General features: G+C 70.8%; 12 protein-coding genes. 2 read left to right on the top strand and 10 right to left on the bottom strand.

Features of this window, described 5'->3' with window-relative positions; genetic code table 11:
- Positions 1 to 21: 21 nt before the first annotated feature.
- From ABT352_RS03610 to ABT352_RS03630, 5 genes are all read right to left on the bottom strand, one after another.
- Positions 22 to 1,221: an FAD-dependent oxidoreductase gene (locus tag ABT352_RS03610; RefSeq protein ID WP_350942199.1), complete on the bottom strand. Its 1,200-nt coding sequence runs from the start codon at positions 1,219 to 1,221 to the stop codon at positions 22 to 24.
- Positions 1,221 to 2,369 (bottom strand): alpha/beta hydrolase, encoded by a 1,149-nt coding sequence (locus tag ABT352_RS03615; protein WP_350942200.1) that lies wholly within the window; start codon positions 2,367 to 2,369, stop codon positions 1,221 to 1,223. The genes ABT352_RS03610 and ABT352_RS03615 overlap by 1 nt, the downstream gene beginning before the upstream one ends.
- 53 nt (positions 2,370 to 2,422) lie before the next feature.
- Positions 2,423 to 2,923, bottom strand: a complete 501-nt coding sequence (locus ABT352_RS03620; protein WP_350942202.1) for a VOC family protein — start codon at positions 2,921 to 2,923, stop codon at positions 2,423 to 2,425.
- Between the two features lie 79 nt (positions 2,924 to 3,002).
- On the bottom strand, positions 3,003 to 4,100 hold the full coding sequence (locus ABT352_RS03625) for a zinc-binding dehydrogenase (protein ID WP_350942204.1): 1,098 nt from the start codon (positions 4,098 to 4,100) through the stop codon (positions 3,003 to 3,005).
- A 31-nt stretch (positions 4,101 to 4,131) separates the two neighbouring features.
- Positions 4,132 to 5,634, bottom strand: coding sequence for an aldehyde dehydrogenase family protein (locus ABT352_RS03630; RefSeq protein ID WP_350942205.1), 1,503 nt, complete (start codon positions 5,632 to 5,634; stop codon positions 4,132 to 4,134).
- A 164-nt stretch (positions 5,635 to 5,798) separates the two neighbouring features.
- Here ABT352_RS03630 and ABT352_RS03635 point away from each other — a divergent pair, with 164 nt between their 5' ends.
- Positions 5,799 to 6,800 (top strand): aldo/keto reductase, encoded by a 1,002-nt coding sequence (locus ABT352_RS03635; RefSeq protein ID WP_350942207.1) that lies wholly within the window; start codon positions 5,799 to 5,801, stop codon positions 6,798 to 6,800.
- Positions 6,801 to 6,959: 159 nt separating this feature from the next.
- Here ABT352_RS03635 and ABT352_RS03640 read toward each other — a convergent pair whose 3' ends face one another.
- The 5 genes from ABT352_RS03640 to ABT352_RS03660 are packed head-to-tail and all read right to left on the bottom strand — an operon-like array spanning position 6,960 to position 11,953.
- Positions 6,960 to 7,841, bottom strand: a complete 882-nt coding sequence (locus ABT352_RS03640) for a CoA transferase subunit A (RefSeq protein ID WP_350942209.1) — start codon at positions 7,839 to 7,841, stop codon at positions 6,960 to 6,962.
- Entirely contained in the window at positions 7,838 to 9,424 is a 1,587-nt protein-coding gene (locus tag ABT352_RS03645; protein WP_350942210.1) for a class I adenylate-forming enzyme family protein, read from the bottom strand. Before ABT352_RS03645 ends, ABT352_RS03640 begins: the two co-directional genes overlap by 4 nt.
- 13 nt (positions 9,425 to 9,437) lie before the next feature.
- Complete coding sequence (locus ABT352_RS03650) at positions 9,438 to 10,217, bottom strand: alpha/beta fold hydrolase (protein ID WP_350942212.1); 780 nt, start codon at positions 10,215 to 10,217, stop codon at positions 9,438 to 9,440.
- Positions 10,214 to 11,062, bottom strand: coding sequence for an alpha/beta fold hydrolase (locus tag ABT352_RS03655; RefSeq protein WP_350942214.1), 849 nt, complete (start codon positions 11,060 to 11,062; stop codon positions 10,214 to 10,216). The genes ABT352_RS03650 and ABT352_RS03655 overlap by 4 nt, the downstream gene beginning before the upstream one ends.
- Before the next feature lie 6 nt (positions 11,063 to 11,068).
- Positions 11,069 to 11,953, bottom strand: a complete 885-nt coding sequence (locus tag ABT352_RS03660) for a CoA-transferase subunit beta (RefSeq protein ID WP_350942216.1) — start codon at positions 11,951 to 11,953, stop codon at positions 11,069 to 11,071.
- A gap of 104 nt (positions 11,954 to 12,057) precedes the next feature.
- Between ABT352_RS03660 and ABT352_RS03665 the strand changes: the two genes are divergently transcribed.
- Positions 12,058 to 12,948 (top strand): DUF6282 family protein, encoded by an 891-nt coding sequence (locus tag ABT352_RS03665; RefSeq protein WP_350942217.1) that lies wholly within the window; start codon positions 12,058 to 12,060, stop codon positions 12,946 to 12,948.
- Positions 12,949 to 13,058: the final 110 nt, after the last annotated feature.

A 13,058-nucleotide genomic window follows, 5' to 3' on the forward strand; every position in this document is an offset into this window, starting at 1 on the left:
GGGTCTCCTTCGGTACGCGGGTCATCGGGCCCGAGGCGGCAGGTCGTGGGCGCGTACGTTGGAGATCATCGCGGCGTCCATCATCCAGGTGTGGGCCCGCAGCGGATCCGCCACGATCTCCGACATCTGGAGCTGGAACCTGCGCCGCTCGGACTCGTCCTGCTCGGCCATCGCGGTGGTCGTGCGGTGGGTGATCTCCTGCACCGCCTCGACCGCGGCCTTGCGCCTGCGGTGCGCCCAGGCGTCCAGCACGTCCGGGGCGGCCTCGCCGCGGAGCACCGCGCTGAGCTGGACGGACAGGTCGAACGCGTCGTGGATGCCGCCGTTGAGCCCCATGCCGCCCATGGGGCTGTTGACGTGCGCCGCGTCGCCGAGCAGCAACACCCGGCCCCGGCGGAAGGTGTCGGCGACCCGCTGGTGCACGGAGTAGACCTTCCGTTCGCGCAGCGGCAGCTCGGGGCGGTCGCCGAAGACGCCGCGCAGCCGGTCGGCGACGTACCGGTCGGAGACGGCCTCCTCGCCGGTGACGTGGGGCGGCACCGAGACGACGAGCCGCCAGACGTCCGGCACCCGGAGGATCAGCAGGTGCTCCACCGGGTCGGCGATGTAGTTGACGTCACAGATCCCCGGCAGCAGCGTCTCCACCGGATAGTCGATGCTCAGCACGAGATAGCGATGCTCGTAGGTGAGCCCCTCGAACGAGCTGCCGAGCGCCTTGCGGACGGTGCTGCGCGCACCGTCGGCGGCGAGCACCCAGCGGGCCGCGACCTGCTCCCCGGAGGCGGTGGTCAGCAGCGCGTCGTCCTCGCCCTGACGCACGTCCGTCACGCCCGTGGCCAGCCGCAGGTCGACCGGGGCGGGACACTCGCTGATCGCGTCCTTGAGGATCTGGGTGTACTTGTACTGTTCGAGCTGCAGTCTGAAGGGATAGTCGGTCTCGTCGGCGAGTGTGCCGAAGTCGAACTCCGCGATCAGCCCGTCGCGGCGGTCGTGCACCTGGTACTTCCGCGCGACGATGCCGGCCTCCAGCATCGTCGTGACGACGCCGAGGTCGCGGGCGATCTCGATCGTCGGCGGGTGGAAGGTCGAGGCCCGCCACTCGGTGCTGAGCCGGTCGCTCTCCTCGAAGACGGTGACGGACGCGCCGCGCCTGGCCAGCGCGAGGGCCGCGGTGAGCCCGACCGGGCCGGCGCCGACCACGGCCACGTCGAGGGTGCCCATCAGTTGCTCCACTCGGCGATGTGGTCGCACATGACCCTGGCCAGGTCGGGGCGGCCCTGGAAGTAGTGGTCCGCCTCCTTGATCTCGACCAGCTCGCGCCTGTCGTGCGCGACGGCCTCGTACATGGTGCGGGCGTGGCTGGGGAAGGCGGCGCAGTCGGCCGATCCGTACACGACCATGACGGGCGCCTGCACCTGGGGAAGGGCGACGTAGGCGTTGGCCCGGCTGTGGTCGTAGCTCCACTGGCTCAGCCAGGAGCGCAGGCTGGTGAGGTGGCCCAGCGACGCCGGCTGGAAGTTGGCCGCCCAGGGGCTGCCCCACAGGGTGCCGGTCCGCCGGTCGGAGGGGTCGAGGGCGAGGTCGAGGAAGCGCGGGTCGGCCGCCGTGCCGTGCACGACGAAGGGCAGGTCGTCGGGCGCGACCTTCTCCCCGTCCGCCGACTCGCGGATGTGTCCGCGCAGTGCTTCGAGCTGTTCGGTGACCCAGCCGGAGATCCGGCGGTTGCGGTCGATCTGGGCGCGGCGGTAGCGCTCGACGAACTCCTCGCCGTAGGCCGGCCCGTTCGCGGGGTTGAACATGTCGAGCGAGTCGTCCCGGTCGAAGGGCCGCTGCTCGTCGGTGACGGCCGGGTCGAGCCCTTCGGTGTAGACGACCGCCCGGCCGGGGTGCGCCATGGCCATGACGACCTTGTCGGCCGGGATGAGCCCGGCGCCGGCGAGGTCGACGGGGTCACCGGCCGGGGTGTGGGTGATGGTCGGGTTCTCCGCCTGCGCCTGGTAGAGCGCGGCGAGGCCGCCGCCGCCGGAGTTTCCGACCAGGACGATACGCTGGTAGCCCAGCTCGCGAAGGTGCCGGATCGCCGCGCCGATGTCCAGGAGGCAGTTCTCCATGATGAGCGCGGAGTCGTTGCCGACGTAGCGGGTGGCGAGCCCGACCGCGGCCACCCCGCGGTGGGCGAGCTCTTCCAGGGCGTAGTGACCGATGAAGTTGGACGCCGGATGCACGATCAGTACGGCGGTCGTGGGGGGCCGCAGATCGTTTTTCCAGAGGGTGGCCCAGATCTTCCCGCTCATCCGGGCGACACCGGAGTTGATGTCCAGGCGTCCGCCGGGCGTCATCGGTATGGGGAGTAGTTCGCGGGACAGCACGAGGCGGCTCCTGATCAGCGCGGATGGGGCGGGGTGGGGTCGGTGGCCGTGCGCTATCCGCGCGCGGTCCACTTCCGCAGCGTCTCGACGCCCGCGCGCGCGTCGGCGTCGTCGAGGGGGCGGGTCTGCAGTGTCAGCTCGATCCGGACCCCGTTCGGGTCGAAGAGGTAGAGGGACTCCCAGACCCCGTCGTGGTCGACGATGCCCACCGTCTCCACGCCCTTGGCCGCGAAGTGCGCCTGCCACTCGTGGAGCTCCTCCATGGAGTCGACGTTGAGTGCGATGTGCCGGACCCAGGAGGGCACCGAGTCGGGGCCGGGGTTGGGCATGTCGTCGACCTCGAAGAAGGCGATGGCGCTGCCGTCGCCGAGTCCGAAGAAGGTGTGCAGGTAGGGGGTGCGGGCTCCGCTGGAAGGCACCTCGTTCAGCTGGATCGCGGTGAGCAGCTCGCACTTGAGGACCTCGGTGTAGAAGTCGTGCGTCGCCTGGGAGTCCCACGTCGGATAGGCGATGTGGTTGAGCGAGCGGGGTGCGGGGAGATCGGCTGTCGCCATCATCTGATCCTCAGTGTGTCAATTATCGGACAAGTAGTCCGGAATTTGAATTGATTGTCTGTTCGTGCATGTCAACTTGTCAACTGCGGTCCGAAGGGATCACCACGCCGCGCAGCGTCTCTCCGGCCAGCAACCGGTCGTAACCCTCCTGCGCGTCGGCGAGGCCGAACGTGCCCGAGACGTACTCGTCCAGCGGCAACCGGCCGTCCAGATAGAGGCCCGCGAGCAGGGGCAGATCCCGTGAGGCCACGCAGTCTCCCCAGATCGAGACCCGGATCGACCCGCCGGTGAGGAACAGCCGCCTCAGCCGCACCTCGGCCAGGTCCCCCTGCTTCGGGGCGCCGACGATCACCAGCCGTGAGCCGGGAGCCCGCAGGCCGTCCGCCGTCGCGAAGGTGGCGGGTCCGCCCACCGCGTCCAGGACGACGTCCGCGCCCATGCCGTCGGTGAGTTCGCGTACGCGCTCTCCGGGCTCCTGTCGGGACGCGTCGATCAGGTGGGTGGCGCCGAACCGCTCGGCGACGGCGAGTTTGCCGGGATTGGTGTCGATCGCGATGATCCGCCGCGCCCGCGCGTACGCGGCCCCGGCGACGGCCGCGATCCCCACGCCGCCGCATCCGATCACCACCACGTCGTCGGCCGGCCCGGTCTCCGCGGTGTTGACCGCCGCGCCGAAGCCGCTGGGCACGCCACAGCCGAGCAGCGCGGCTATCCGAGGCGGCACCCTCGGGTCGATCGCGATCGCCTGCCTGGCGGGTACGACGACCCGTTCGGCCAGGCCGCCGATGCCGAGCACCGGGGTCGCGGCGGCGCCGTCACCGAGGCCGACCTTCGGCCGGCGGGGCAGCCGCGACGCGCACGCCGAGAGCCGTCCCGCGTGGCAGTGCTTGCAGGTCCCGCAGGCCACCATCGGCGCGACGACGACACTGGCACCCGTCACGACGCCCGTCGCGTCCGGCCCCAGGGCCTCGACGACGCCGGCCACCTCATGGCCGACCAGGTAGGGGAAGTCGGTCCCCGACGTGCCGTGCATGAAGTGCACGTCGCTGTGGCACAGCCCGCAGGCGGTCACCCTGATCAGCACCTCGTCGCCGGTCGGGTCCCGCAGCGGGATGTCCTCGACGTTCAACGGCCCGTGCGCCTCTCGGACGACGGCGCCTCGGTAGTGGGCGGGCATGGATCACTCCTCGGATCGGGGTGGCTGAAGGTCAGTACCAGCGGGGCGCGTCGGCCGCGGCGGTGTCCACGATCACCGTCTTGAGCTCCGTGTAGGCCTCGTGCCCCACCCGGCCGAGTTCTCGGCCGACGCCTGACAGGCCGACGCCGCCGATCGGGGCGTCCAGCGCCAGCGCCCCGTAGGAGTTGATCCAGAAATAGCCCGACCGCACGGCTCTGGCGGTCGTGAGCGCCCGGTCCAGGTCACGGGTCCAGCAACCGCCCACCAGGCCGAACGGGGAGTCGTTGGCGAGCGCGACCGCCTGCTCCGCGCCGCTGAACCGCTGGACGGTGAGGACCGGTCCGAAGACCTCGTCGTACACGATGTCGGGCACCCGCGGCAGTCCCGAGGGGATCTCCAGCACGGTGGGCGCGACGAACGCGCCGTCGGGATGGACGCCGGCCGGTCGGCCACCGCCCGCCAGCACGCGCGCGCCCTGGTCCACGGCCGTGTCGATCATCGCGAGGACCCTCGCCGCCTCCCCCTCCGAGATGAGCGCGCCCAGCTGGGTGTCCGGCGCGAACGGGTCGCCGACCCTGATCGAGCGCGCCACGTCGGCGACCCGTTCGACGAACGCGTCCGCGACCGGGTCCTCGACCAGGAGCCGGGAGCCGGAGAAACATCGCTGACCGGCGTTGCGGAAGATGCCGCCGACCGTGGCGTGCAGGGCGGCGTCCAGGTCCGCGTCGGCGTAGACGATGTTCGCGGACTTCCCGCCGAGCTCCAGCAGCACCCGTTTCACCCCGTCCGCCGCCGAGGCCATCACCTGCCGGCCGACCGAGGTGCTGCCGGTGAACGACACCATGCTCACCCCGGGATGCTCGACCAGCCGGCGGCCCACCTCTCCCGCGCCCTGGACCACCTGGACGAGACCGTCGGGGAGTCCGGCGGCGGTGAGGATCCTGGCGAAGACCGGCGCCGCGAGCGGGCTGAGCTCGGGTGCCTTGATCACGATCGCGTTCCCCGCCGCGAGGGCCGGGCCGGCCTTCTGCGCCGCGAACATGAGGGTGGTGTTGAAGGGGATGATCGCCGCCACCACCCCCACCGGCTCCCGGAAGGTCATTCGCAGCGTGGATCCGTCCGCCGGCAGGGTGATGCCTTCGAGGCCGGACGCCCAGCCCGCCGCACCGCGCAGGTGGGCAGCCGCCACGAAGACGTCGCCGCGCGCCTCCGCCAGCGTCTTGCCGTTGTCCAGCGCGACCAGGTGGGCGAGTCGCGGGGCCCGCGACTCGATCAGGTCGGCGGCCATCCGCAGGATCCGCGCGCGTTCGTGCGGGGAGGTGCGCGCCCAGGCGGGCTGGGCCGCGACCGCGCCGGCCACGGCCTCGTCGACGAAGCCGGCCGTCGCCGCCTCGACCTCCGCGATCGGCGAGCCGTCGCCCGGATGACAGGTCGTGAAGACCGGCCCGCCGCCACCGCGCAGAGCGCCCCCGACGAAGCTGTGCGCCGCAGGTAACTCCGCGACGGCGAGGTGCTCGGACAGGTTTGTGCTCATCGAGGAGACTCCTTGGGCGGATCCGTGGCGTGGCCCAGGTGCATGTGCGGTCAGAAGCGTGACTACCTGCCGGACCAGTGCTCTTTACCTCATCTGCTCACGAACGCTACCATCAAAATTCAAATATAGGACTCGTCGTCCGATAAATGGAATCAGGAGATCTCGTGGAGTTCACCAACCTCGGTCGCAGCGGTCTGACGGTCAGCCGGCTGGTGCTCGGCACCGACAACTTCGGCACCCAGACGACCGAGGAGGACGCGTCCAAGATCATGGATCACGCCCACGAGCTGGGGATCAACCTGATCGACACGTCCGACGTGTACGGCTGGCGGTTCGGCGAAGGACTCACCGAGCAGATCATCGGCCGGTGGCTGTCCACCGGCGGGGGCCGCCGTGAGCGCACGGTGCTCAGCACCAAGCTGTACGGCCGGATGTCCGAGTGGCCGAACCACGCCGGCCTGTCCGCCCTGCACATCCGGCGCGCCTGCGAGGCGTCGCTCCGGCGGCTGCGCACCGACTACATCGACATCTACCAGATGCACCACATCGACCGATCGACTCCGTGGGACGAGATCTGGGAGGCGATGGACGTGCTCAAAACCCAGGGCAAGATCGTCTACGTGGGGTCGTCCAACCAGCCCGGCTGGCACCTCGCCGCCGGGCAGGAAGCCGCCGCCCGGCGCGGCCGCCCCGGTCTGGTGAGCGAACAGACCATCTACAACCTGCTCGAACGCACCGCCGAGCTGGAGGTCCTGCCCGCCTGCGCGCACTACGGCGTCGGCATGATGCCGTGGTCGCCGCTCGACGCCGGCCTGCTCGGCGGGATCCTGCGTAAGGAGCGGGAGAACCGGATGGGCACTCCGCTCCCCGGAGCCAAGGTGGCGACCCACCGGGGCAAGCGACTGATCAAGCTGGACCGGCACCGCGCCGCCATCCAGGCGTTCGAGGACCTGTGCGACGAACTCGGCGAGAACCCCGCCGACGTGGCGATGGCCTGGCTGCTGGGGCGGCCCGGCGTGACCGCGCCGATCATCGGGCCGCGTACCCTCGCCCAGCTCGACGCCGCCACCCGCGCCTTCGAGGTGTCCTTGGACGACAAGACGCTCGAGCGCCTCGACGCCATCTTCCCCGGTCCCGGACCCGCGCCGGAGGCCTACTCCTGGTAGGCCCCGGGCGGGCGGGCCCGGTTCAGCGGAACGTCTGCCGGAGGCCCAGGGGCTCGCCCCGCGGAACGTCTGCCGGAGGCTCGCGGTCCGGCTCCGCAGAGCGTCTGCCGGAGGCTCAAGGTCCTCCCGTTCAGCGGAACGTGAGGACCAGGGCCCGGTTCAGCGGAACGTCTGCTGGAGACCCAGGAGGCGCCGGGCGCCCAGCTTGTCCAGATACTCCTGGTGGTCGTCGACCGAGAACACGTACTTCTCCAGATACTCCTTGGTCCGGTCCTGGGCGGCGAGGTCCCGGTACTCCACCAGCTGCTCCCGGTCGTAGGCGTAGTGCCCCGGCGAGGACAGCGGGTGCGAGCCGTAGGGCGCGTGCGCGACGCTGTCGACGATCGCGCCGGGGATGGACACCAGGCGCGGATCCGGGGCCGGGGCGTACTCGTCCAGAATCTCGTCCGAGCTGATGACGACGTGGTCGCACGCCTTCGCCATCACGTCCTCGAACCGCCGCTGGCCGAAGACCTGCGCGTTGCCCTTACGGTCGGTGACCTGCGCGTGGAACAGCCCGTAGTCGGCGCGCAGGGCGGGGATGGTGGTCACCGTCTTTCCGGTGTACGGGTCGGTCGTGGACCGGATGTCCTTGTTGACCTTGGGCAGGTCGGTCCCCTCGTAGAGCGCGGGCAGCGGCAGGAACGGCAGCCGGCTGGCCCCGGCCCGGAACCCGTAGACGATGTAGGCCTCGTCCGCCTCGACGATCTCGATCGACCGGCTCTCCGCGGCGCGGCGGTAGTTCGGCGCCATGCCGAGGAACTCCAGCCCCACGTAGGAGACGTGCAGCCGCCGGACGCAACCGGCGGCGATCAGCATGTCCACCGGCGGGCCGCCGCTCGGCGTCGGGATCAGCTCCAGATCCTTGACCCCGCGCCGGATCAGCGCGTTCACCAGCGCCATCGGGCTGTTGTGGGAGTGCACGCCGCCCAGCGCGATCGTGGCTCCGTCGGGGATGCCGGCGACCGCCTCCTCGGGGGTCGTCACCTTGTTCGCGCTCATCGCCTGAACTCCTTAACCGGACCGGCGTCGCCGCCGGTCGTCACCTCGCCGAGCAGGCGCACCTCGGTGACGCGCTTCAGCTCGGCTCTCCTGATCTTGCCGCCCTCGTCGACCGGCAGGTCGGTCACGAACTCCACCTCGCGGGGCCGCTTGTAGCCGGCGAGCCGTTCCGCGCAGTAGTCGAGGACCTGCTGCTCCGTCAGTTCCTCACCCGGCGCCCGCTGCACCAGCGCCTTGACCGACTCGCCGAACCGCTCGTGCGGCACCCCGATCACCGCGGCGCGGGCGACGCCGGGGCAGGCCTGCAGCACCGCCTCGACCTCGCCGGCGTACACGTTCTGCGCCCCCGACCGGATCACGCCCTGCGCCCGGTCGGCGAGATAGATGTAGCCGCGCTCGTCCCGCCAGGCCATGTCGCCGAGCCGGAGCCAGCCGTCCTTGAGCACCGCGCGGGTCACCTCCGGCTGGCTCCAGTAGCCGGAGAACACGCTGGTCGCGCGGATCCGCATCTCGCCGGTCTCCCGTACGGCCACCTCGCGGTCCTCCGCGTCGAAGATCTTGACGTCGGCGAACGCGGCCGGTCTGCCCACCGGGACGATGGAGGCGGCCTCGGTGCGCAGGAAGTTGCGGTGGTCGTCCGGGGTGAGCAACGCCACGAAACCACCCGCCTCCGTCGCCCCGAACGCGTGGTAGAACTCCAGGTCCAGCGCCTGCGCCAGGGATCGGATCAGGCTCCAGGACACCGACGCGCCGCCGTACCCCACCAGCTTGAGCGCGCTCGCGCGGTGCAGGTCGAGGTCGGGCAGCGCCCGGACCAGGTCGACCAGCATGGTCGGTACCAGGAAGGCGTGCTCGACCCCGAACCTGTCGACGTCGTCGACGAACGCGGCCGGGTCGAAGCGCCGGCGCAGCAGCAGCGGGACGCCGAGGTAGGCGGTGGTCGTCACGAAGGACGCGCCGACCCCCAACGTCAGCGGCACCGAGATCCAGGTCGGGCCGCCGCGCGGCACGTTGACCTCGCACAGGTAGTTGGCCGTGCTGGCGAGCTGCTGGTCGTGCGTGGCCATGCAGCCCTTGGACGCGCCGGTGGTGCCGCTGGTGTAGCGCAGCGAGCGCAGGTCGCCGCCGGTGCCGGTCTCGGGCACGTCGCCCGGGTCACCGGAGGCGACGAGGCTCACGAACGACCCCTGGTCGTCGTCGCCCAGGCCGATGGTGTAGACGCCGCGGATGCCCGGCACCCCTCTCGCGGCCTCGACCGCGGCGGGGGTGTCGCAGATGACGAGGGACGCGCCCGAGTGGGTGAGGATCCTGGCGATCTCGGGCGCGGTGAACCGGGTGTTGATCCCCACGGTGATCAGGTTCGCCTTCCACGAGCCGTGGAAGGCCGTCACGATGTGGTGGCAGTTGGACATCACCAGCGCGACCCGCTCCTGCGCGCGGTATCCGAGCCCGATCAGCGCGTTGGCCAGCCGGTTGGTCTCGATGTCCAGCTCGGCCCAGGACAGCTGGGCCTGGTCACAGATGACTGCGGGCAGCGGGCCGCGTCGTACCGCGTTCTGCCGCAGGAGGTTCTCGATTCGCATGGGTGTCCGTTCGTCAGCGGCCGAGTGCCCGCTCGACCAGGTCGGCGATGAGGTCGGGGCGCTCGATGTGGACGTTGTGCCCCGCGCCGGGCAGCACGGTGACCTGATGGCCGAGCACCTCGGCCATGTCCGCCGGGTCGATGCCGGGGTCGTGGTCGCCGCAGGCGAGTTCGACCGGGCAGGTCACCGCGCGCATGCGCGCGGCGAGTTCGGGGCCGGTGGCCGGGGCGGCCCCGGTGATACCGGGGTCGGCGGAGAGCGCGTAGCCGCCGTCGCGGGCCGTCACCCCGCCGGCGCGGTCCTCGTCGGTGAACGCGGGTCCTCGCAGACCCGATATCCGCCCGAACAGCTCGCGGGCCTCTTTCTCCTCGGGAAAGATCCGGACCGGCCGGTCGGCCGTCGCGGACCGCCTGGCCAGCTCCTCCTCGGTCCAGGCGACCTTCATCGCGATCACCGTCAGGGACTCGACCGTGACGCCGTGGGTCCCGTCCGCGACGGTCATCCCGACCAGCCCGCCGAGCGAGTGACCGACGACGTGCAGGGACGCGTTCTCACCCAGTACGCCGGTGAGCGCGGCGGACATCGCGCCGGCGTACCCCTCGGGCGAGTAGTCGTCGCGGTGGCCCGAGCGGCCGTGCCCCGGCAGGTCGGCGACGAGCCACCGGTATCGGGTCCCGCGCTCGCGCAGCCGCTCCAGTACCGGCTTCCAGACGGCTCCCGACGCGCCGGAGCCGTGCAGGAAGAGCACCGCGGGGCCGTCGTCTCCGCCGGACTCGAGGTGGAGGTCGCTCATCGTGCCTCCGCCTTCGTCCGCGCGAGGAACCCGAGCGCCACCTCGGCGAACTCCGCCGAGCGCTCGATCTGCGGATAGTGGCCGCTGCCGTCGATCGTCTCGGTCCGCGCGTCCGGGATCTGCGCCGCGAGCTCCTGCCAGGTCGGCGCCGGCACCAGCCGGTCGTGCCGCCCCCGGACGAGACAGGTGGGCACGGTGATGCCCCCGTAGTCGCGGGCGGGCGGGCGAACATGGGGCCGTCGCTCGCCGCCGTCACGTCCCGGCGCGCGCAGATTGCCCGCCGCGGCGGTCTCCCACGCCCCGGGGACCATGCAGTACTCGTGGCGGCGGCGCAGGTAGTCTTCGCTGTCCCTCCAGCGCGGGTCGTGGAAGAGGACGTCCATCGACGGGCGCAGGCCGTCGAGCGTGCCGTCGAAGTCCTCGAGCACGGCGCGGGCCTCGGCCGCGGGGGCGGCCAGACCGGTGCCCACCACGACCATCGACCGGATCGGCCACTCGGGTGACGGCCGGTTGGCGATGTCGAGCAGCAGTCGTCCGCTGAGGGACGTGCCGATGAAGTCCGCCGAGTCGACGCGCAGGGTGCGCAGCACGCCGGCGACCTGCCGTCGCATGAGCCGGCGCTGGCCGCCGAAGTCGCGAAGTTTGTCGCTGTGCCCGAAGCCGACGAAGTCGAGCGCCAGCACGCGACGGTGCTCGGCGAACGCCGGGATGCAGTTCTCCCAGGCGAGCTGTGCGGAGGCGCCGTACTCGCCGCCGTGCAGGAGGATCAGCGCGGGACCGTCCCCGGCCTCCAGATAGTGGGTCGTACAGCCGTCGGCGACGACGTGGCGATCGTGGAAGCTCATGAGCGCTCAGGCCACGGACGGGTAGCGGCGCAGCACACCGTCGCGGTCGACCTGGGTCCGCAGCAGGGTGAGCTCCTCGTCGCTGGGCGCGCCGACGGTCTGCACGTCGTCGGCGATCAGCAGCTCGAATCCGGTCGCCGCCTGGATCTTCTCGATGCTGCTCCACGGGTGCACCTTGATCAGGCGCATCCGCTTGCTCTCCGGCTCGAAGTCGAACACGCCCAGGGGGGTGAACACCCGCCGGGGCCCGTCGGACTCCGGGCGGAAGACCTTGGAGCGGGCGTCGCCGCCGTCGAGCCAGCCCGCGCCGCTGACGAAGTCGACCTTGTCGACGAAGATCTTCGGCGTGTGGTGCTGGGTGTAGATGTAGCTGGTCTTGAAGCCGCCGAGGAAGATCAGGCCGATGGTGCCGGGTCCGCGCACCTTCGGCTTGTCCCAGTCACCGATCATGGCCATGTTCAGGTTTCCGTGCTTGTCGATCTGCATTCCGCCGAGGAACGCGAAGTCGAAGCGCATCGCCGTCTCGAAGTCCACGACGTCGTCGAGACTGAAGTGGTATTCGCTGGTCACGAGGTTTCGGTAGTCGGCCGACGACTCGGTCAGCCGCTGGATCTTCGGGTTCATCGCGCCGCTGCCGCCGCAGAAGAAGGACAGGTTGGGCGCGTGCGTGAGCTGCGCCAGGCGCAGCCCGGCGGCGGGAATGTGCGATGCGGCGCCCACGGAGCCGAAGGCACCGTCGGCCATCTCGTGCGAAATGGAGATCGCCATCATCTCCGCCCAGGTATAGGTCGCCTCCGGCACGTGGCCCCCAATCGGGTTTGAGCGACAGCGCAGGTCGTCGCGCTGGAACATCTCGCCGGGACAAGTCCTTGTCAGAACAGCGAGTCGCATTTATCGTACAGTAAGTCCGTAATTTGTAACAATGCTATCGTGGTGGTGTTTCTGTCAAGGGTCGCCGTGCCCTCGTCGGTGGCTACCGCGCAGGAGGGACAACGATGACCCGACCCGCGATCGAGCGAGTCCTGCACGGCCTCGTCGACCTGCACTGCCACTCCGGCCCCAACCCGCTGCCGCGCAGGTTCGACCACGTGCAGGCCGCCGAGGACGGCGCGCGGCTGGGCATGCGCGCCTTCCTGGCGAAGTCCCACCACCACAACACGGTGATGGACCTCCTCGCGATGGGCGACCGGCTGAAAGGCGTGAGCACCGCCGTCTACGGCGGCATCGCGCTGAACAACCAGGTCGGCGGCATCAACCCGCACGCGGTGGAGATGTGTCTGCGGATGGGCGGGCGGTGTGTCTGGTTTCCCACCATCTCCTCCGGCGCGCACGTCGACCACCACAACTCCGGCGGCGGCTTCCCCAAACCGACGATCCCCCTCACCACCACCCAGGTCGACGTACGCGGCCCGGACGGCGAGCTCATCCCCGAGGTCGGCCAGGTCATCTCGGTCGTCGCCGAGACCGGCGCGCTGCTCTCCGCCGGGCACATGGCACCCGACGACATCAGGGAGGTCTTCACCGCCGCGCGCGACGCCGGAGTCCGGCGGCTGGTGGTCAGCCATCCGAACTTCGTGATCGGCTCCGACCCGGCGCAGTGCCGGGAGTTCGTCATGCTCGGCGCCTACATCGAGCATGAGACCAGCATGTACGACCCCGAGGTGGCGAACGTGCGGTGGGGTCCGGAAGTGCTGATGGACTGGATCGAGCGGGTCGGGCCCGAACACACCGTGCTCGCCTCCGACCTCGGCCAGGTCGGCCGCCCGATGCCCGTCGACTCCTTCATCCGGGTCGGGTCCGCGCTGCTCGACCTCGGACTGCCGGAGAAGGACCTGCGGCAGATAGTCCGCGTCAACCCCTCGTACCTGCTCGGCCTGGACGACTGACGGTCCGCACCCCTCGTACCCGCCCGGCTTGGACGACTGACGGTCCGCACCCCTCGTACCCGCTCGGCTTGGACGACTGACGGTCCGCACCCCTCGTACCCGCCCGGCCC

It is taken from the genome of Streptosporangium sp. NPDC000563 (assembly GCF_040299985.1).
GTDB lineage: Bacteria > Actinomycetota > Actinomycetes > Streptosporangiales > Streptosporangiaceae > Streptosporangium.

Excerpts from the sequence above, each read along its gene's own strand:
- ABT352_RS03610 (WP_350942199.1), bottom strand. The coding sequence starts at position 1,221 with ATGGGCACCCTCGACGTGGCCGTGGTCGGCGCCGGCCCGGTCGGGCTC.
- ABT352_RS03620 (WP_350942202.1), bottom strand. The coding sequence starts at position 2,923 with ATGGCGACAGCCGATCTCCCCGCACCCCGCTCGCTCAACCACATCGCC.
- ABT352_RS03625 (WP_350942204.1), bottom strand. The coding sequence starts at position 4,100 with ATGCCCGCCCACTACCGAGGCGCCGTCGTCCGAGAGGCGCACGGGCCG.
- ABT352_RS03630 (WP_350942205.1), bottom strand. The coding sequence starts at position 5,634 with ATGAGCACAAACCTGTCCGAGCACCTCGCCGTCGCGGAGTTACCTGCG.
- ABT352_RS03640 (WP_350942209.1), bottom strand. The coding sequence starts at position 7,841 with ATGAGCGCGAACAAGGTGACGACCCCCGAGGAGGCGGTCGCCGGCATC.
- ABT352_RS03645 (WP_350942210.1), bottom strand. The coding sequence starts at position 9,424 with ATGCGAATCGAGAACCTCCTGCGGCAGAACGCGGTACGACGCGGCCCG.
- ABT352_RS03650 (WP_350942212.1), bottom strand. The coding sequence starts at position 10,217 with ATGAGCGACCTCCACCTCGAGTCCGGCGGAGACGACGGCCCCGCGGTG.
- ABT352_RS03655 (WP_350942214.1), bottom strand. The coding sequence starts at position 11,062 with ATGAGCTTCCACGATCGCCACGTCGTCGCCGACGGCTGTACGACCCAC.
- ABT352_RS03660 (WP_350942216.1), bottom strand. The coding sequence starts at position 11,953 with ATGCGACTCGCTGTTCTGACAAGGACTTGTCCCGGCGAGATGTTCCAG.
- ABT352_RS03665 (WP_350942217.1), top strand. The coding sequence starts at position 12,058 with ATGACCCGACCCGCGATCGAGCGAGTCCTGCACGGCCTCGTCGACCTG.